Origin of the sequence: Pseudomonas boreofloridensis, assembly GCF_030580795.1 — a bacterium.
Lineage (GTDB): Bacteria > Pseudomonadota > Gammaproteobacteria > Pseudomonadales > Pseudomonadaceae > Aquipseudomonas > Aquipseudomonas boreofloridensis.
In genome coordinates, this window is sequence record NZ_JAUQOQ010000013.1 from 101,828 (window position 1) to 119,604 (window position 17,777).

Annotated in this window: 18 protein-coding genes, 1 pseudogene and 1 riboswitch; of the genes and pseudogenes, 10 read left to right on the forward strand and 9 right to left on the reverse strand. The window is 66.6% G+C overall.

All coding sequences use genetic code 11. The features are described 5' to 3' along the window. Nucleotides 1-33: 33 nt before the first annotated feature. The gene (mqo, locus tag Q6A47_RS16380; RefSeq protein ID WP_039580175.1) at nt 34-1,539 is read right to left on the reverse strand and encodes a malate dehydrogenase (quinone); all 1,506 of its coding nucleotides are present in this window, start codon (nt 1,537-1,539) and stop codon (nt 34-36) included. A 607-nt stretch (nt 1,540-2,146) separates the two neighbouring features. After that, a complete protein-coding gene (locus Q6A47_RS16385) occupies nt 2,147-2,380 on the reverse strand; it encodes a hypothetical protein (protein ID WP_029615111.1) in 234 nt (77 codons plus the stop codon). A gap of 197 nt (nt 2,381-2,577) precedes the next feature. Here Q6A47_RS16385 and Q6A47_RS16390 point away from each other — a divergent pair, with 197 nt between their 5' ends. Beyond that, nucleotides 2,578-3,162, forward strand: coding sequence for a YajG family lipoprotein (locus Q6A47_RS16390; RefSeq protein ID WP_304484812.1), 585 nt, complete (start codon nt 2,578-2,580; stop codon nt 3,160-3,162). A gap of 74 nt (nt 3,163-3,236) precedes the next feature. On the opposite strand, the gene Q6A47_RS16395 is transcribed toward Q6A47_RS16390, so the two are convergent. Both Q6A47_RS16395 and Q6A47_RS16400 read right to left on the reverse strand, forming a co-directional pair. Then, nucleotides 3,237-3,443 carry a hypothetical protein gene (locus Q6A47_RS16395; protein WP_029615113.1) on the reverse strand — a complete coding sequence of 69 codons (207 nt, stop codon included), beginning with the start codon at nt 3,441-3,443 and terminating at the stop codon, nt 3,237-3,239. Between the two features lie 146 nt (nt 3,444-3,589). Further along, nucleotides 3,590-4,756 carry a 1-acyl-sn-glycerol-3-phosphate acyltransferase gene (locus tag Q6A47_RS16400; RefSeq protein WP_304484813.1) on the reverse strand — a complete coding sequence of 389 codons (1,167 nt, stop codon included), beginning with the start codon at nt 4,754-4,756 and terminating at the stop codon, nt 3,590-3,592. Nucleotides 4,757-4,882: 126 nt separating this feature from the next. Between Q6A47_RS16400 and Q6A47_RS16405 the strand changes: the two genes are divergently transcribed. The 3 genes from Q6A47_RS16405 to Q6A47_RS16415 are packed head-to-tail and all read left to right on the forward strand — an operon-like array spanning nt 4,883 to nt 5,962. After that, nucleotides 4,883-5,068 (forward strand): CPXCG motif-containing cysteine-rich protein, encoded by a 186-nt coding sequence (locus Q6A47_RS16405; protein ID WP_029615114.1) that lies wholly within the window; start codon nt 4,883-4,885, stop codon nt 5,066-5,068. Next, nucleotides 5,068-5,328 carry a putative signal transducing protein gene (locus Q6A47_RS16410; RefSeq protein WP_029615115.1) on the forward strand — a complete coding sequence of 87 codons (261 nt, stop codon included), beginning with the start codon at nt 5,068-5,070 and terminating at the stop codon, nt 5,326-5,328. Before Q6A47_RS16405 ends, Q6A47_RS16410 begins: the two co-directional genes overlap by 1 nt. 13 nt (nt 5,329-5,341) lie before the next feature. Then, nucleotides 5,342-5,962 (forward strand): SOS response-associated peptidase, encoded by a 621-nt coding sequence (locus tag Q6A47_RS16415; RefSeq protein WP_304484814.1) that lies wholly within the window; start codon nt 5,342-5,344, stop codon nt 5,960-5,962. Between the two features lie 19 nt (nt 5,963-5,981). On the opposite strand, the gene Q6A47_RS23050 is transcribed toward Q6A47_RS16415, so the two are convergent. Together Q6A47_RS23050 and Q6A47_RS23055 are read right to left on the reverse strand one after the other, a co-directional pair. Continuing rightward, nucleotides 5,982-6,824: a methyl-accepting chemotaxis protein gene (locus tag Q6A47_RS23050; RefSeq protein ID WP_369811530.1), complete on the reverse strand. Its 843-nt coding sequence runs from the start codon at nt 6,822-6,824 to the stop codon at nt 5,982-5,984. Nucleotides 6,825-6,836: 12 nt separating this feature from the next. Beyond that, a pseudogene (locus Q6A47_RS23055) lies at nt 6,837-8,087 on the reverse strand (methyl-accepting chemotaxis protein); the annotation flags it as partial. Nucleotides 8,088-8,243: 156 nt separating this feature from the next. On the opposite strand from Q6A47_RS23055, the gene Q6A47_RS16425 reads away from it, so the two are divergent. Then, on the forward strand, nt 8,244-9,059 hold the full coding sequence (locus Q6A47_RS16425) for a M48 family metallopeptidase (protein WP_039580166.1): 816 nt from the start codon (nt 8,244-8,246) through the stop codon (nt 9,057-9,059). 144 nt (nt 9,060-9,203) lie between these two features. On the opposite strand, the gene Q6A47_RS16430 is transcribed toward Q6A47_RS16425, so the two are convergent. The 3 genes from Q6A47_RS16430 to Q6A47_RS16440 form a co-directional block, all read right to left on the reverse strand. Beyond that, on the reverse strand, nt 9,204-9,788 hold the full coding sequence (locus Q6A47_RS16430) for a TMEM165/GDT1 family protein (RefSeq protein WP_029614231.1): 585 nt from the start codon (nt 9,786-9,788) through the stop codon (nt 9,204-9,206). Between the two features lie 96 nt (nt 9,789-9,884). After that, a riboswitch (yybP-ykoY riboswitch) is annotated at nt 9,885-10,000 on the reverse strand. Nucleotides 10,001-10,040: 40 nt separating this feature from the next. Continuing rightward, nucleotides 10,041-11,039 carry a methyltransferase gene (locus tag Q6A47_RS16435; RefSeq protein ID WP_304484816.1) on the reverse strand — a complete coding sequence of 333 codons (999 nt, stop codon included), beginning with the start codon at nt 11,037-11,039 and terminating at the stop codon, nt 10,041-10,043. Nucleotides 11,040-11,187: 148 nt separating this feature from the next. After that, nucleotides 11,188-12,153 (reverse strand): 2-hydroxyacid dehydrogenase, encoded by a 966-nt coding sequence (locus Q6A47_RS16440; protein WP_304484817.1) that lies wholly within the window; start codon nt 12,151-12,153, stop codon nt 11,188-11,190. Nucleotides 12,154-12,368: 215 nt separating this feature from the next. On the opposite strand from Q6A47_RS16440, the gene Q6A47_RS16445 reads away from it, so the two are divergent. The 5 genes from Q6A47_RS16445 to Q6A47_RS16465 are packed head-to-tail and all read left to right on the forward strand — an operon-like array spanning nt 12,369 to nt 17,771. Beyond that, a complete protein-coding gene (locus Q6A47_RS16445) occupies nt 12,369-12,938 on the forward strand; it encodes an acyl carrier protein (protein ID WP_304484818.1) in 570 nt (189 codons plus the stop codon). 9 nt (nt 12,939-12,947) lie between these two features. Continuing rightward, the gene (locus Q6A47_RS16450; protein WP_304484819.1) at nt 12,948-14,222 is read left to right on the forward strand and encodes a beta-ketoacyl-[acyl-carrier-protein] synthase family protein; all 1,275 of its coding nucleotides are present in this window, start codon (nt 12,948-12,950) and stop codon (nt 14,220-14,222) included. A 2-nt stretch (nt 14,223-14,224) separates the two neighbouring features. After that, complete coding sequence (locus tag Q6A47_RS16455) at nt 14,225-15,277, forward strand: beta-ketoacyl synthase (RefSeq protein WP_304484820.1); 1,053 nt, start codon at nt 14,225-14,227, stop codon at nt 15,275-15,277. Continuing rightward, nucleotides 15,274-16,572 (forward strand): beta-ketoacyl-[acyl-carrier-protein] synthase family protein, encoded by a 1,299-nt coding sequence (locus Q6A47_RS16460; protein ID WP_304484821.1) that lies wholly within the window; start codon nt 15,274-15,276, stop codon nt 16,570-16,572. Before Q6A47_RS16455 ends, Q6A47_RS16460 begins: the two co-directional genes overlap by 4 nt. Continuing rightward, nucleotides 16,569-17,771 (forward strand): beta-ketoacyl synthase N-terminal-like domain-containing protein, encoded by a 1,203-nt coding sequence (locus tag Q6A47_RS16465; RefSeq protein WP_304484822.1) that lies wholly within the window; start codon nt 16,569-16,571, stop codon nt 17,769-17,771. The genes Q6A47_RS16460 and Q6A47_RS16465 overlap by 4 nt, the downstream gene beginning before the upstream one ends. Nucleotides 17,772-17,777 lie beyond the last annotated feature (6 nt).

The window sequence follows — 17,777 nt, forward strand, 5'->3', positions numbered from 1 at the left end:
GAGCGCCGCTCCTCCATTACGTGCTCCTGCGCCTCAGGCGTAGTGCTTGGCCGGGTTTTCCTGGGCCAGGCCCAGGGCGGCATCGTTGTCCGCGCTGATCTGGCGATACAACGCGGCATCGGTGGCCAGGGTCTTCTCGCGGGCCGGGAAGATGTCCTTGAGCTTGGTCGCCCACGCGCCTTTGGTCTGCTCGGGGAAGCAACGTTCGAGCAGCTCGAGCATGATCGAGACGGTGACCGACGCACCCGGCGAAGCGCCGAGCAGGGCAGCCAGGCTGCCGTCGGCGGCCGAGACCAGCTCGGTGCCGAACTGCAGGATGCCGCCTTTCTTCGGATCCTTCTTGATGATCTGCACGCGCTGACCCGCCACTTCCAGGCGCCAGTCCTCGGCCTTGGCTTGGGGGTAGAAGCGGCGCAACGATTCCAGGCGCTGCTCCATCGACTGCATCACTTCGCTGACCAGGTACTTGGTCAGGTCCATGTTGTCGCGGGCCACGGCCAGCATCGGACCGATGTTGCCCATGCGCACCGACAGCGGCAGGTCCATCAGCGAACCGTGCTTGAGGAACTTGGTGGTGAAGCCGGCGTAAGGCCCGAACAGCAGCGACTTCTTGCCATCGACCACGCGCGTGTCCAGGTGCGGCACCGACATGGGCGGGGCGCCCACCGCTGCCTGGCTGTAGACCTTGGCCTGGTGCTGGCTGACGATCTCCGGATTGTCGCAGCGCAGCCACTGGCCGCTGACCGGGAAGCCGCCGAAGCCCTTGCTTTCCGGAATGCCCGAGGCTTGTAGCAGCGGCAGCGCCGCGCCGCCGGCGCCGAGGAAGACGAAGCGGGCGTCCACGTCGCGGCTGCTGCCACTGTTGACGTCCTTGACCGTCACTGTCCAGCCATCGCCTTTGCGGCGCAGGCCGGTGACCTTCTTGCTGTACTTGACCTGGGCGTCGGGGCTATCGCCCAGGCGCTTGAGCAACTGGTTGGTCAGTGCGCCAAAGTTGACATCGGTGCCCTTGAGCACGCGGGTGGCGGCGATGTGCTGGTCGGCCGGGCGGCCCGGCATCATCAGCGGCATCCACTGGTTCATCACGGCCTTGTCTTCGGTGTACTCCATCTCGGCGAAGGCGTGATGTTGCTTGAGCATGTCGAAGCGCTTTTTCAGGAACGCGACGCCTTTGTCACCTTCGACGTAGCTCAGGTGCGGTACCGGGTTGATGAAGGCGCGGGGATCGCCCAAGCCGCCCTGGCGGCTGAGGTAGGCCCAAAACTGGCGCGAAACCTCGAACTGGGTATTGATGTGCACCGCCTTCTTGATGTCGATGCTGCCATCGGCGGCCTGCGGCGTGTAGTTCAGTTCGCACAGCCCGGCGTGGCCGGTGCCCGCGTTGTTCCAGGGGTTGGAGCTTTCTGCGGCCCCGGAGTCCATCGCCTCGACGACTTCCAGCGTGATCGCAGGGTCCAGCTCCTTGAGCAGTACGGCCAGGGTGGCACTCATGATGCCCGCGCCTACCAGTACTACATCAACCGATTCGTTCTGCGCCATTTAACGCGTCTCCACAATCTACAGCACCTAATTGACAGCATAGGACCCCTGGGTTGGCCAGGATCGCCATGTCCGACTCTTCGCAGTTGTTGCAACTCCAGCGGACACCGCCAATCGGTCTTTGGGTGTTCGGTCATTGAACGCCATTTGCCACCACTGCGGCAATTCGACTTATGGTCAGGTGGTCCGTCGTGGGTTATGGACCGGCCTCAGACTCCCATCCAGGATGAGCGCCTGGGCCGTCTGCTCAGGGCTGTAGAAAACGTCTTTGTCGCACCTGCACATGCCAGACTGTTCATTTGCTCGCCACACTCTCGTGAAGTTGTGAAAAACCGTTTTTTCACGCTCTTTTGGAGTCGTGAACCTCAAAAGTGGACTGCGCGAGGGCAACCCGCAGGTTCATGTGCAGCAGACGGCCAGAGACAGCAGGCACGACAGCCGATGCAAGACCTGAGTGGAAGGCTCTCTGTGGGCGAAGCGGTGAAGGTGCCGGGGTCAAGCGGCGAATGCGGGGCCCGATCAGGAGACGTCCTTATAATCGGGGGGAGATTATAACGAGGTCGCGGGCAGAAAGGTCGTACTTCTTGGGTTTTTATTGCCGCGTTTGTCAGGCCGCGAGCAGGCGTTGCTGCCAGCGGCGCCGTGCCGGCGGGCAAACCCGGGCGCTGGCCGGCAGCGCCTGGCCCAGCCAGCCCAGGTGGGCTTCGCTGACCTGGACCCAGCCACTGCCGGCCGGGGCCTGGGCGCAGTGCTTGAAGGCCAGGCACGTGCCGTTTTCGTCGAGGCGGGCATAGGTGGTGTGACGCGGGCGTTGCAGGAGCAGGGTCCAGAGCGAGGCCATGGCGGAAAATCCTGTCTGATTCGGACGTGCGGCAAGCTTACCCGCAGCACCATTAAACCCTCGTGACAGCGGCGTGTTCCCGGCATGACAATCGCGTGCCCAGACGGCGCCAAGGCTTCATCTCGCGAAGCTTGCCGCGGGTAGCGTGCCTCTCGTTATACTGTCGGCCTTTGCCGCTTTTTTCTGGAGAAATGCGCATGCTGCAACGTCTGTTGTTCGGTTTGATGGCGGTCGCTACCCTGAGCCTGGTCGGCTGTGCCCACAGCCCGCAGCAGTTGAGCCCGCAACCCAAGCTCACCACGCAGCTCAACGCGGTCGGCCGCGGCCAGCCGGTGGTGGTCAAGGTGGTCGATGGCCGTGCTTCGCAGTCGCTGGGCACCCGCGGCGGCATGTACCCCGAGACCAGCACCATCAGCGTCAGTGGCAACGATGTGGTGCCCAAGCTGCAGGCCCAGGCCGAGGCTGCCGTGCGTCTGCTGGGCTTCACCCCGACCCGCGGCGGTGGCAACGCGCCGCAGTTGACCGTGACCCTGGCCGAACTCAAGTACCAGTCGCCCAAGGACAAGATGTACGTCACCGAAGCGACCATCGGCGCCACGTTCCGCGCCGACGTGTCCAACGCCAACCGTCGCTACAGCGGTCGCTACGGCGCCTCGCTGGACCAGCGTTTCGGCATGGCACCGAACCAGGAAACCAACACCAAGCTGGTCAGCGATGTGCTCAGCGACGCCCTGACCCGTCTGTTCAAGGATCCGTCGATCGGTCAGATGCTGGCTGAGTAATCCTTTCGATGCCATGAAAAAGCCCGCTGCCTGGGACAAGGCAGCGGGCTTTTTTGTGGGTGATGCACCGTGGATCAGGCGGCCTCGATGGCAAAATCCAGCACGCTGAAGCCGGTGCCCAGGTCCACTTCCGGCAGGTCATGGTGCGCATGGCCGCCGAGGGCGCAGTACACCAGCCAGCCACGGTCGTGGACGTTGATCGCGAAGCCGTCGATCAATGCCTGCTGCTCGTCGCTGGGCGCGACGAGGTAGAGACGGTCCTGGTTTTCGGCGTGCAGCATGTCAAGCTCCGGTATCGAGAAGGCCGACAGGGTGGCCTCTTCGGATGACGAGCGTATGACAGGCGAAATTTAGTGGGCGATGTCTTGGCGCTGACCAATGGCGCTCCGGCCGCACAGTGTGCCAGGAGCGCCACAAGAGCCTGCACTCAGGCCACTTCTGCCTGGCGCTTGACCTGATACTGATTGCGCACCGGCGTGGCGTACTGCTGCACCAGGTAAGGCCGATGCTCGACCGGGCAGGCCTCCAGGCGGCGCTGCCATTCTTCCTGCGCCTGCGCCAGCTCATCGGCCGGAAACAGCTTGTCGGCGGTGGGTACCGCCAGCGCCGTGTCCTGTTGATCCCACATGGCATAGGCCAGGTAGTGCACCGGGAATAGGCGATAGCCGGCGAGAATCTGTCGGTCGATGGCCTGGGCCAGTTGCTTGGTGTCTTCGTGGTACTCGGTCACCGGCGGCGCGAAATTGATGTGCACCCGGCCTTTGTAGCCGGTGATGCCAAGGGCGATGCTGTTGTCGTCCTCGCCTGGCACCTTGCTGTAGCTGCCGGTGCTGGCGCGGATGTACAGCTCGCGGGCCTTGGCCTGGTCGCAGGGATCGTATTCATAGCTGATCGACACCGGAATCAGGTTCAGGCTCTGGATCACCGCGCCGAAGGCTTCGTCCTTGCGGCTCATGTGGAACATCTTGAGGATCGCCGAATCGGTGCGATCGTCACCGTCCTTGGCGCGGCCTTCGGCCTGGGCGATCCAGATCGAGGTGCCGTCGTCGCGGATCGAGTGGTTGATGTAGGCCGAGAGCAGTTGGTAAGCCGCCAGCTTCTCGCGGCGACCGTTGATGGAGCGGTGCACGATGAAGCTCTTGTTCAGGCGCATCATGTCGCTGACGAAAGGCTTCTGCAGCAGGTTGTCGCCGATGGCGATGCGCGGGGTGGGCAGGCCGGCGTGATAGACCGCGTAGTTGACGAACGCCGGGTCCATGACGATGTCGCGGTGATTGGCCAGGAACAGGTAGGCGCTGCCGGCCTTGAGCTGCTCGACGCCGGTATAGGTGACCCCGTCGGTGGCGCGGTCGATGGTGCGGTCGACGTAGTACTCGACCTTGTCCTGCAGCGTCGCGACGCTGCTCACGCCGGCGAATTCCTTGCGCAGGCGGCGCGCGATCAGCGGCTTGAGCAGCCAGCCGAAGGCGCCAGCCAGGCGCGGGAAGCGAAAGTGGGTGAGGATATCGAGGAATGCCGGGTCGCTGAGCAGGCGTGCCAGAACGGCAGGGACTTCAGCGTCGTCGTAGGGTCGGATGGCATCGAATGCGCCCATCATGCTCTCTTGTTGGAAACGGCTAGAGTAATAAAGTAGGGGCGGGGCCGAGAAAACGGCTCGGACACACACGGACCCCGTAAACAGACCGGCAATTATACGCATAAGTCACCGCGCAGGCCCCCGATGCTCGAAATCGACTTCTATGACTGTCCCTACTGCGGCGAACGCGTCGAAACCACCGTCGACATTTCTGCCGGCGATCAACACTACACCGAGGACTGCCAGGTCTGTTGCCGGCCGATCGTGTGCATTTTGCAGGTGCACGATGACGAATGGTTGCTCGAAGTGCGCCGTGAGGACGATGCCTGATGCGCAGAATCTACGAGCCGGAAAGCCTGATCGAGGCGCAGATGCTGGTGGGCATGCTGGCCAGCGAGGGCATCGCCGTGCACCTGATTGGCGCCGATCTGGTCGGCGCGATGGGTGACCTGCCGCTGCAGGGGCTGTTGGCCCTGGCGGTGGACGACGAGCAGGCGGGGTACGCACGGCAGTTGATCGATGCGTACAATGCCGCTCAGCCCCTTGCCGGTGACGAGCCCGACGCCTGTCCCGGCACCTTGATCTGCTAGGTTTGCCTGTCTTATGTGTGGACGCTACGCCCTGTTTCGCTGGTCCCAGGCCTTCGCCGCCCTGCCGGGGTTTCCCGTCGACCAGCAGGCGCAATGGAACATCTCGCCCGGTGCCTCGGTGTTGATCCAGCGCCAGATCGACGACCAGTTGCAGCTGGCCAGGGCGCGCTGGGGGCTGACGCCGCCGTGGCTCACCGACCTGTCGCGCACCCCCGCCCATGCCCGCGCCGAAACCCTGGCCGAACAGCCGATGTTTCGCGAGGCCTTTCGCCTGCGCCGTTGCTTGATGCCAGCCAACGGTTTCTACGAATGGCGCGGCACGGCGCGCAAGCGGCCGTACTGGGTGACGCCCGGGGAGGGCGCCTCGCTGTTCTACGCGGCGGTGTGGGAGGCGTATCCGGTGCAGGAGCAGGTCTGGCTCAGTTGTGCCGTGGTCACCCAGGCGGCCATGAACCAGCGTCGGCCGTTGATTCTCGACGAGGCAGGCCAGGCCGCCTGGCTGGATCCGCAGACGCCGCAGGCGCGCCTGCATGAACTGCTGGCCAGCCCGCCGGCGAGCTTGCGCGAGCGGGCGCTGGCGCTTCTGGTCAACGACCCGCAGCTCGATGGACCGCAGTGCTTGACGCCGGCCTGAGCCCAGCGCGCTTGGCCGGTCACACCCTGAACTGATTGATCAGGCGCCGCTGCTGTTCGGCCAGTTGGGTCAACTCGGCGCTGGCCTGGCTCGACTCGTCGGCGCCGCCGGCCACCTCGCTGGCCACCTGGCCGATGTTGGTGACGTTGCGGTTGATGTCCTCGGCCACCGCGCTCTGCTGCTCGGCAGCACTGGCGATCTGCGTGTTCATGTCGTTGATCACCGACACCGCCTGGGTGATGCTCTCCAGCGCCAGCGCCGCGCGATTGGCCTGCTGCACGCTGTCGTCGGTCTTGCCCTGGCTGTCTTCCATGACCTTGACCACGTCGCGGGTGCCCTGCTGCAGTTGCTGGATCATCTGCTGAATTTCCTGGGTCGCCTGTTGGGTCTTCTGCGCCAGGTTGCGCACCTCGTCGGCGACCACCGCGAAGCCTCGACCCTGCTCGCCGGCACGGGCGGCCTCGATGGCGGCGTTGAGCGCCAGCAGGTTGGTCTGCTCGGCGATGGCGCGGATGGTCACCAGGATGGTGTTGATGTTCTCGCTGTCGCGGGCCAGGGTCTGCACCACGGTCACCGCGCGGCCGATTTCGCTGGCCAGGCTGCTGATGGACTGCGAGGCGTCATGCACGATCTGCATGCCCTGGTTGGCGGCCTGGTCGGCGTTGCTGGCGGCCTGGGCAGCTTGGGTGGCGTTGCGCGCCACGTCCTGGGCGGTGGCGGTCATTTCCTGCACGGCAGTGGCCACCTGGTCGATTTCGGCCATCTGCTTGTGCACGCCCTGGTTGGTGCGAATGGCGATGTCGGCGGTGTGCTCCGAGGAGTCGCTGACCTTCTGCACCGAACTCACCACTTGGCTGATCATCGCCTGGAGCTTGGCCAGGAAGGTGTTGAAGCCGCTGGCGATGGCGCCCAGTTCGTCGGCGCGGTCGCTGTGCAGGCGGCGGGTGAGGTCGCCTTCGCCCTGGGCGATATCGTCGAGCATGGCCACCATCTGCTTCAGCGGACGAGCGATGCCGTGGGCCAGCAGCCCGATCACCAGCAGGCCGAGCACGGCGATGCCCAGGCCGACCGCAGTCATGCCGAGGATATCGGTGCGGCGCTGCTCGCCGAGGTCTTTCTGCAATTGCGTGACATCGGCCATCACCGTGCTCAGCGGCAGTTGCAGCAGCAGCACCCAGCGCGCATCGGTGTTGGCCACTTTGAACGGCAGGTACAGCTCGATACGGTCCTTGTCCCGGTCGAGTTGATAGTGCAGCGCATCGCCATTGCTGCTGGCCAGTGCGGCCGACTCGGCCGAATCCAGCACGTCACTGGCTTTTTCGCCGAATTTGGACGGGTCTTTGGTGTAGGCCACCAGGCGACCGTTGCTCGACACCAGAGCCAGTTCGCCGGCGCCATCATAGAGTTGGCGGTCGGCGGCGTTGAGCAAGTCCTGGATGAAGTCCACCGACAGGTCGGCCCCGGCGATGCCCTGGAATTGGCCGTTGAGCATGATCGGTTCGACGAACGAGGCGAGCATCACTGTCTTGTCGCCCACCTTGTAAGGCGCGGGATCGATCACGCAGGCCTTCTTGGTTTCCTTGGGGCACAGGTAGTACTCGCTGGCGCGCACGCCGGTGGCCAGGATGGTCTGATCGTTGACGTCGACCAGGCGATCCTGGCCGAGGCTGCCGTCGGCGTTGCGGAACCACCAGGGCAGGAATCGCTCGCCGTTGACGTCGGCGTGGTCCAGGGCATTGGGTTCCCAGCCCAGGTAGGCGCCGAGCACGCTGGGGTTGTCCTCGACGGTGCGCTTGAGCAGGTTGCTCAGGTAGGCGCGGTCGATCTGCATCAGCGGTTTGCCATCGGCATCCTGTGCGCCGAGCAGGCCGTTGAGCGTGGCCAGGCTGCGGCTGATCAGCAGCGGCGCTTCCAGGCCGCGCTGGATTTCGCTGACCTGGGTGCGCGCCAGCGCCGACAGGCGCTGTTCGATGACCGCCTCGAACTGCTGCTGGGTGCGCTGCTGTACCAGGGCCTGGGTGCGCGCTCCGGCGTACACGGCGTAGAGCACCAGGGCGGCGACGATGCTCAACACGATGGCACCGGCCAGCGCCGCCACGGAAAACTGGATCGACTTGAACTTCATGATCGAAAAGCTCCACGCCAGGAGGTCGTTGTCCTGGGTTATCGGCGTGGGCTGGGCAAAGCATGAGGACGGTTGTCAGAAATCTTCGACGCACCTCTGGCAGGGGCGCACGACTGGGCCTAGGATACGCGGCATGTAAAAAGAGGGAGTCTTTTCATGCGTAAGTCATTCGTGGTCAGCCTGTTGAGTGCCAGCATCCTGCTGGGCGGCTGCCAGGCGGTCAACACCACCAGCGGCGGTGCGGTGGGCGTGGAGCGCAAGCAGTACATGTTCAGCATGCTGTCCACCGACGAGGTGAACCAGATGTACGCCCAGTCGTACCAGCAGACCCTCGGCGAAGCCTCGAGCAAAGGCGTGCTGGACAAGACCAGCAATGACGCACGGCGCGTGCAGTTGATCGCCGACCGCCTGATCGCCCAGGCGCCCAAGTTCCGCCCGGATGCTGCGCAGTGGAAGTGGGAAGTCAACGTGATCAAGAGCGATGAGCTCAACGCCAACTGCGGCCCTGGCGGCAAGATCATCGTCTACACCGGCCTGATCGATCAGCTCAAGCTCACCGATGCCGAGCTGGCGGCGGTGATGGGCCATGAAATCGCCCACGCCCTGCGCGAGCACGGTCGTGAAGCCATGTCCAAGGCCTACGGCATCAACATGGCGCGCCAGGGCGCCGGTGCCATCTTCGGCCTGGGCCAGGACAGCATGGCGCTGGCCGACACCGTGGTGAACTACGCCATGACCTTGCCCAACAGCCGCGCCAACGAGAACGAAGCCGACCTGATCGGTCTCGAGCTGTCGGCCCGCGCCGGTTATGACCCGAACGCGGCGATCACCTTGTGGAACAAGATGAGCAAGGCCTCCGAAGGCGCCCCGCCCGAGTTCATGAGCACTCACCCCGCCTCGAGCAGCCGCATCGCCTCCCTGCAAGCAGCCATTCCCAAAGTCATGCCCTTGTATCAACAGGCGGCTAAGTAGCAGCTACGAGCTACGAGCTACGAGCTGCAAGCTGCAAGCTGCAAGCTGCAAGCTGCAAGCGGCAAGTCAAGCCGCGCCGCACCTTCTTGCAGCTTGCAGCTTGAAACTTGCGGCTGCTTCACCCCCCTGCCGCTTGCCGCTGCCCTACACCCAACCGCTGGTTTTCATGGCCGAGTAGACGGCGACGGCGGCGAGTACGAAGAAGGCGGCGGCGGCCAGGCGGCGGATCAGGGTCAGGGGCAGTTTGTCGGCGGCGAAGTTGCCGGCCAGTACCACCGGCACGTTGGCGATCAGCATGCCCAGCGTGGTGCCCACGATCACCAGGATCAGGTGCGGGTACTGCGCGGCCAGCATCACCGTGGCGACCTGGGTCTTGTCGCCGATCTCGGCCAGGAAGAACGCGATCAACGTGGTCAGGAACGGCCCGAAGCGCCGCGCGTTGCTGCTCTCGTCGTCGTCCATCTTGTCCGGCACCAGGGTCCACAGGGCCGTGGCGGTGAAGCTTGCGGCGAGGATCCAGTGCAGCACGCTTTCGGTGAAGAAACCGCTGACCCAGGCGCCAACCGCACCGGCGGCCGCATGGTTGGCCAGGGTCGCGGCGACGATACCGGCGATGATCGGCCAGGGCTTGCGGAAACGGGCGGCGAGAATGAGCGCGAGCAGTTGCGTCTTGTCGCCAATTTCGGCGAGCGCAACGATGGCGGTGGGGACGAGCAGGGATTCGAGCATCAGGCTTCCTACGGGGGCGGGTCGACACGGCTATGACACGTACAGCCTTCCCGCCCCGGGTAAGGTGTGCGTGTCATAGGTCTTGTCAAACCCTGGGCTCATCTGTGTGAGCCGTGAGGTCGCACGCGCCATGGCCTGTGGGCCAAGTGTGTTGACGCGTGCCGGGCAAGCTGAGGACGCTTGCGGGAGACTACTCCCCTAGGACGGAGCGGATTCTGCCTAGCCGATTCGGTTTCGGCAAGCGCTTTTTTTCTAGCCGCGAATGGCCCGATAAATTCGGAATCCGTCCCCTTCGGCGCGCGTTTCGCAGTTGCCCAAAGCCTGTTGGATGAGCGGTTGATAGCGCAGAAAACTGTTGGCGACTATCCGCATTTCTCCGCCTTTTACCAGCTTTTTAGCCGATTTTAGCAGCAGGTTTTCCGAGGCCTGATAGTCGGTGTGAACCCCGGTGTGGAACGGCGGATTGCTGACGATCGCGCTCAGTTCATCGGGGGCAGCGTCGATGCCGTCGCCGCTGATGACCTCGCCCTGCAGGCCGTTCGCGGCCAAGGTCAGGCGACTGGCCGCGACGGCGAAGGCATCGACGTCGAGCAGGGTCACCTGGCTTTGCGGGTAGCGGCGCTTGAGGGTGGCGCCCAGCACACCGGCACCGCAGCCGAAGTCCAGCACATGGCCCACCGGCAGGTGCTCCAGGTGCTGCAGCAGCAGGGCGGTGCCGCGATCCAGGCGCCCATGGCTGAACACGCCGGGCAGGCTGATCACCTGCAGCGGGCCATCGTCCAGCGCCAGCTCGAAGCGCTGGGCCAGGCTGTCCAGCGGCGTAGCCTCGGGGGCGTGGTCCACCGTCACCTGCCACAGTTGGCAGTGGCGGGCGCTGTCGAGCTTGCGCGGCTTGCCGAACGCCTGCAACAGCTTGGCCGCACCCTCGATGCCACCGCGCTTTTCCCCCACCAGGTACAGGCTGCGTCCGGCCAGGCGCGCGGCCAGTGCGTTGAGCAGATAGGCGGCCAGCTCGCGCGACTTGGGCAGGCACAGCACGGCGGCGTCGAAGGCCGCTTCGGGAACGTCCACGCCGAAGTGGCTGCGGCCGGCGAAGCGCTGTTGCAGCCACCCGTGGTCCCCCGCATGCCAGGTCCAGGCCTGGGCCTGCGGCAGTTGCCCCAGCAGGCCATCGGCGGCGGCTCCGGCGATCAGCAGCGGGCCTTGGAACAGGTCCGCCTGGCGGAGCAACACTTCACTGCGCGGGTCCATGTCGGACGTCTCCTGAAAAAAGCGCGAAGTGTATCACTTGGCAAGCGCCGCGCCGCGAGCGGACCGCGGCGCGCGCCCAGGTGTTCAGCCTCGCCGCAGCGATTGGCGCAACAACCGGAGCCGTGCATGGCCGCGGGTACCGGCCCCGTCAACCCACCACCCGTCGTGGCTGTCCCGCGAAGAACGCCTGGGCGTTCTCGGCCAATTGCTCGACGATGCGCTGGCGTGATTCCACCGCGCCCCAGGCGCTGTGCGGGGTGACGATCAAGCGCGGGATGTCCGCTGCCAGCAGCGGATTACCGTGCACCGGCGGTTCCACGCTGAGCACATCGGTCGCCGCGCCGCCCAGATGCCCGTTGCGCAGCGCGTCGGCCAGCGCCTGCTCGTCGATCAACCCGCCACGTGCGGTATTGACTACCAGCGCCCCCGGCTTGAGCAATGCCAATTCGCGGGCGCCGAGCATATGGCGGGTCTGCTCGTTCAGCGGGCAATGCAGGGTCAGGGCGTCGACCTGCGGCAGCAGTTCGTCCAGTGCCAGGCGCTCGGCGCGCGCCGGGCGTCCGGGAATCTGCCCGCTGAGCACGCGCATGCCGAACGCTTCGGCCAGCTTGGCCACGGCGCCACCCAGCTCGCCATGGCCGAGCAGGCCGAGGGTCTTGCCCTGCAATTCGACGATGGGGAAATCCAGTAGGCAGAACTGGCTGGCCTTGGCCCAGGTGCCGTCCTGCACCGCCCGGTGGTAATCGCACAAGCGAGTCGCCAGGGCCAGCAACAGCGCCAGGGTGTGCTGGGCCACCGACGGCGTGCCGTAGCCCTGGCAGTTGCACACGGTGATGCCCTGGGCGCGTGCCGCCGCGAGGTCGACGTTGTTGGTGCCGGTGGCGGCCACGAGAATCAACTTCAGCTGTGGATTGGCAGCCATCACCTCGGCGTCGAGCAGCACCTTGTTGCTGATCGCCACGCTGGCGCCGCCCAGGCGTTCGTTCACCTGATCGGCCGACGTCGAGCCGTGCAAGGTCAGCTCATCGAAGCATTCGCGCAGGACGGCGAGGTCCAGGTCGCCCAGGTCGAGCGAGTCGTGGTCGAGAAAAACGGCGTGTCGGCTGGCGGTCATTGCGACTCCTGTGCAAGACGAGACAAGACCGCGCTGGCGCGGCCTCGTGTGACAAAAATATGACGGAAAAGCCCGCCTAATGATCTATGTCAAATTGCTATTAACCATTCGTTGACTCTCCCCCTAGGGGCAGAGTTTAGCCTTCGCGGCCTCACTGGGAACCCCCGGCACTTACCGGCGGCTACCGCATGCATTCAAGGCGAAGGAGCGGCACGATGAACAATCCACTGGAACTGGAACAGGTGATCATGAGCGTCCGGGAAATCCTGGCGCAACTGCTTGTGTTGGAGCTGGACGAGATCGACGCTGACAGCAGCATCGTCGAAGACCTCGGCGCCGATTCGCTGGACATCGTCGACCTGAGCTTCCAACTGGGTCGCCGCTACGGTTGCGCCCTGCCCAAGACCAGCGTGCTGGATCACACCGTCGCCGTGTGCGGCGACGCCAGCGAGTACCTGCACCAGGGCCGTCTCACCGAGGCCGGTGTGGAACTGCTCGAAGGCAGCCTGAGCGCCTATGCCCCCGGCCAGCTCAAGGCCGGGCTGACCCCCGCCGACATCTTCGCCCGCACCACCGTGCGCAACTGGGCGCAGCAGTGCCGGGGCCTGTTCGATCACCTGCCTGCCACCTGCCCACAGTGCGCGGCCAATCAAGCACGCTTGAACGAGCGCGAGCAGGTGGTGTGTGCGGCGTGCAGCGCGCGCCTGACGCCGCTGGACGGCGACAGTGTCTCGCGCCTGCTGGTCGAGCGTTTCGTGGCGGCGCGTGCACCGGCACAAGCCTAGGAGCCAGGAATGTCGGGACAGGACGTAGTGGTGACTGGCATGGCGCTGGTCGCCCCCATGGCGATGGATGCCGAAAGCTTGTTCGCGCGCTTGGCCGACGGTCAGTCGAGCCTGCGCCGGCACCCGCGCTTCGAGCAGTTGGGCTTTGCCAATCCGGCGGCGGGCTATCTGGACGACGGCCAATGGCAGCGCATCGACGCGGCCGTGCCGGCGGCCCGCCACTTGCCTGCGCAGTCGCGGTTGGTGGAGTACCTGGCCGACCAGGTGCTGGAGGATGCCGGACTGACGCGCCAGGCCTTCGCCCGTACGGCCAGCGGCCTGTTCCTGGGCTGCAACAAGTTCTGCGCCTCCGGCAGCGAGCTGCAGGCGTTGAGTCGCTGCATGGACGAGCAGGCCTGCGTCGATCTCGACGCGCTGCTCGATGACGCCGACGCGCATGAACCGGCCTTCGCCCGCCGTGTCGATCAGCAGACCGCCCACCTGGCCGCCTTGCTGCAGGTACGTGAACGCGTCGCGACCCTGGCCGATGCCTGCGCCGCTGGCAACACCGCCATCGGCAGTGCCTATCGGGCCATCGCTCGCGGCGAGATCGACCTGGCCCTGTGCGGCGCCAGCGAGCTGATGGCCACGCAGATCTCCTGCTACAGCTTCAACGGTCTCGGCGCGCTGTGCCCACGCGGCGACTGGCCCGCAGCGACCCAGAGCCGGCCCTTCATGACGGACCGCTGCGGCTTCGTGATGAGCGAGGGCGCCGCGCTGCTGGTGCTGGAGTCCGCCGACCATGCACGGCGTCGCCAGGCGCGGGTGCGCGGCCGGGTGCTGGGCTACGCCAACGCCTGCGAAGCGCAGAAGATCACCTCCAGCAGCCGCGACGGCAGCCGCTATGCCCAGTGCATGCAGGCGGCCATCGACGACGCCGGCGTGCCGCTGGCCAGCATCGGGCATGTCAACGTCCACGGCACCTCGACCCCGAGCAACGACAGCTGCGAGGCCCTGGCCCTGGAGCGGGTGTTCGGTGCGGCCCTGGGGCAGGTGAGCATCACCGCCAGCAAGTCCGCGCTCGGCCATTCGCTGGCCGCCAGCGGCGCCCTGGAGGCGGTGCTGACGCTCATGTCGATGGAGCGCGGGATCGTCTTGCCCACGCTCAACTACCAGGCCGAAGGCTCCGAGTTTCCCCATCTGGACGTGGTCACCCACGTCCGTCACCAGGCGATCGATCACGCCTTGTCCACCTCCTTCGGGTTCGGTGGCATCAACAGTTCCCTGGTCCTCGGGAGGGCCTGACCATGCACCCTTGCAAGAACCGCCCCGTCTACCTGCGGGCCGCGGCGCTGATCAGTGCGGCCGGTGAACACTGCGCCGACCTGCTCGGTCCGGCGCCCGTGGCGCAACCGTTGGCGTTCGACCCGAACCGGCTTGGCCATGTGCTGGCGCCGATCACCCTGGCCAGCAAGGTTTTCGACCGCCGCATCAGCCGTGGCCTGGAGCCCCAGGGGCTGCGCATCCTGCACTGCGCCGACGCCTTGGCCGAGGCGCTCGAGGCGCTGCAGGTGCCTGCCGCGCGGCGGGTACTGACCGCCGCGATCCCGGAAGTCGACGGTCCCAGCACCAGTTGGGACGCCGTCGAGGCGATCATCGACCAGCCTCAGCGCCTGCTCGAACAGTTCATGGCCCACACCCCGCCGATGCACGCGCTGACCCTGCTCAACAGCAGCGTCATGGCCTACCTGGCCCAGGGCCTGGGCATTCGCGGCGCGATGGGCGGCTTCTGCTCCCAGGCCAATGCCGGCATCGATGCCTTGGCCGAGGCGTGCAGCCAACTCAGCGAAGGCCAGGGCGACGCCGCGCTGGTGGTCGGCAGCAGTCCCAACATCACCCCAGCGCTGTACCTGCGCGAAACCGACCTGACGCCGCGTGTCCACGGCGAGGGCGCGGCGGCCCTGCTGCTCGATTGCCAGGGCGACGCCGACAGCCTGCGCATCGCCGGTATCGGTCGGGGCTACAGCCACGATCCGGCGCGTGCCCTGCAGGTGGGGCAACGGGTCATCGACCAGGCCCTGCGCGCCGAGCGACTGACCTTGGGCGACATCGGCCGCGTGGTGGTCGATCCGCACGACAGCCTGATCCGCCAATGGCTCGGTGCCGACGTGCGCCTGGTCGATGGCATCGCCGGTCTGGTCGGCGACCTGGGCGCGGCGCAACCGCTCGGCGAGGCGGCGCTGGCGCTGTACCGCCAACGCAGCGGCGGTACGGCGGATCACACCCTGCTGCTCGAACGCAGCCGGGCAGGACACTGGGGCGCGGTGCTGCTGGTCGCCCCGCACAAGGAGGTGGCATGAACGGTAAACGGGTGGTCATCACCGGCATGGGCGCGGTGACCGGATTCGGCTTCGACTGGCAATCGCTGTGGCAGCGCATGCTCGACGGCGAGCACTGCATCCGCGCCTGGCAGCCTGAAGGCGTCGAGCCAGGCAGCTTCCCGGTGCGCTATGCCGCACCGGTGGATCTGGATGCGCTGCCCCTCGAGCTGGCGGCTCACCCGGCCTGGTCGATGGCCTTGGAGCGGCGCAGTCGCCTGGGCTGGCTGGCGGCCAGTCAAGCGGTGCGCGACAGTGGTCTGGGGGCGGGCGACTGGCGCGACGCGGCGTTGTTCTGCGCCTCCGGGGCCCCGCAGCACGACTTGGCCGACATGCTGTTGTGCGACGGGCGCGCGGCCGGTGAGGGCGCGCACTGGCGCCACCTGATGGCGCGCCAAGCCCAGGTGAACCCGTGCGGCTCGCTGCGCCAGGGCAACGATCGCCTGGCCCGCGTGATCGCTGACGACCTCGGCCTCGAAGGCCCGGTGGTCAACATCAGCAGCGCCTGCGCCGGGGCGTCCCAGGCCATCGGCAACGCCTTTCGCCTGATCCGCCGCGGCGAGGCCGAGATGGCACTGGCCGGTGGCGCCGACTCGGTGCTGAGCCTGGACACCCTCGGCGCACTGTACTTGCTGGGCGCCGCCAGCAGCGAGCAGCGCTGGGGCGAACGGCTGTGCAGGCCCTTCGAGCGTCACCGCAGCGGTCTGGTGGCGGGCGAGGGCGGTGGCTTCCTGGTGCTGGAAAGCCTGGAGCGGGCCTTGGCCCGTGGCGCCACGCCCTATGCCGAAATCCTCGGCTACGGCAGCAGCCTGGACGGCTACAAGGTCACCGCGCCCGATCCCGAGGGGCGCGGCGCGGTCCTGGCGATGCAGGCGGCACTCGACGATGCCGGCCTGGCCCCTGGGCGCATCGACCTGATCAATGCTCACGGCACCTCCACGCCGCTGAACGACGCCACCGAGTCCGAGGCGATCAAGCAGGTGTTCGCCGTCGATGAGCACTACCGCCGCCTGGCAGTGACCGCCAACAAGTCGCAATTCGGCCACCTGATCGCTGCCGCCGGCGCCCCCGAGCTGATCGCCACGGCGCTGTCGTGTCGTGACGACCGGGTGCCGCCCACGCTCAATCTCGACGCCGCCGACGAGCGTTGCGACCTGGACTACACCCCGCACCGCGCGGTGTCGCGACAGGTCGACGTGGCGCTGAGCAATTCCTTCGGTTTCGGTGGCCTGAACACCTCGCTGGTGGTGGGCAAGTACCGGGAGGCGGGTCGATGAGCGGGGGCATCGCAGTGACCGGTGCCGGTGCAGTGCTGGCCAGCGGCACGGGGGTATCGGCCTTTTGGGCCGCTGCCCGTGAGGCGCGCGCCTGTGTTGGCCCGCTGCGCTCGGCGCTGCTGCGCAGCGAGCGGGTGACGGCATTCGCCCAGGTGCCGGAGGCTGACGATGGGCGCGCGCGCACGGCCATTGCGCGCAACTTGCAACGCTACTGCACGCCAGCGCTGTTTTGGGGCGCGGCCGCGTTGCGCGAGGCCCTGGCCGAGAGCGAACTGGCGCCCGGCGACGATGGCCTGCGCTATGGCCTGTACGCCTGTCAGGGCGGCTATACCCATCCGTCGATGGCGTCCTACGGCGCAGTGCTACAGGCCTGTCGCCGCGACGGCGTGGCCGACCTGCGCGAGTTGACCCGGCAGGTGATGCAAGAGCGCGCGGTCGATCCGTTCGTGGTGATCAAGAGCCTGAGCAGCGTCCTGCTTGGGGTGCTGAGCCTGGACATGAAGCTGTACTGCGAGGGCAACGCCTTCATGCAGGGCGTGGCCGGTAACCAGGCTGCGTTGCAGGAGGCCTGCGCCGCGCTGCACGCCGGTCGCATCGACGTCGCCCTGCTGGTCGGCGCGGGCAGCGATTGCGATCCGCTGGCCCTGGCCGACCTGGTGCGCGAAGGCACGATCAGTGCCGAGGGCGCGGCGCAGGTGCTGCCATACGACCGCCACAGCCGTGGCGGAATCGCCGGCGAAGGGGCCGTGGCCCTGGTGCTGCGCCGTCACCAGGACATCGCCGGGCCTTGCGTGCAGGTGCAGCCGCTGGGCAGTCATGCCGAGCTGGCGCGGCTGAACCTGCCAGATCGTCCGCTGGCGCTGGCCGTCAGCAGTGGCAGCGGGCGTCCGGCGCTCGACCGCGCGCTGTTGCAGCGCCTGCTGGACTGCGGCGCCGAGCATGTCACCAGCGCCCTGCCGGTCACCGGCCTGCTGGCGGCCGCGCCCTTGTTCGCTGACGTGCTGTTGGCGCGCCAGGCCTTGCTCGAAGGCGAAGTGCCGCCGATTGCCGGGCTGCATGCAGCGGTGCTCGACACCCCTGCACTGGTGCGTGACCAGGTGCGTATCGCCGCCCTCGACGCGGCGCTGGTGGTCGGCCGCGACGCCAATGGATTCAGCAGTGCCTGCCTGTTGCAACGCAGCGACGCCGGACTGCCGTGAGCCACG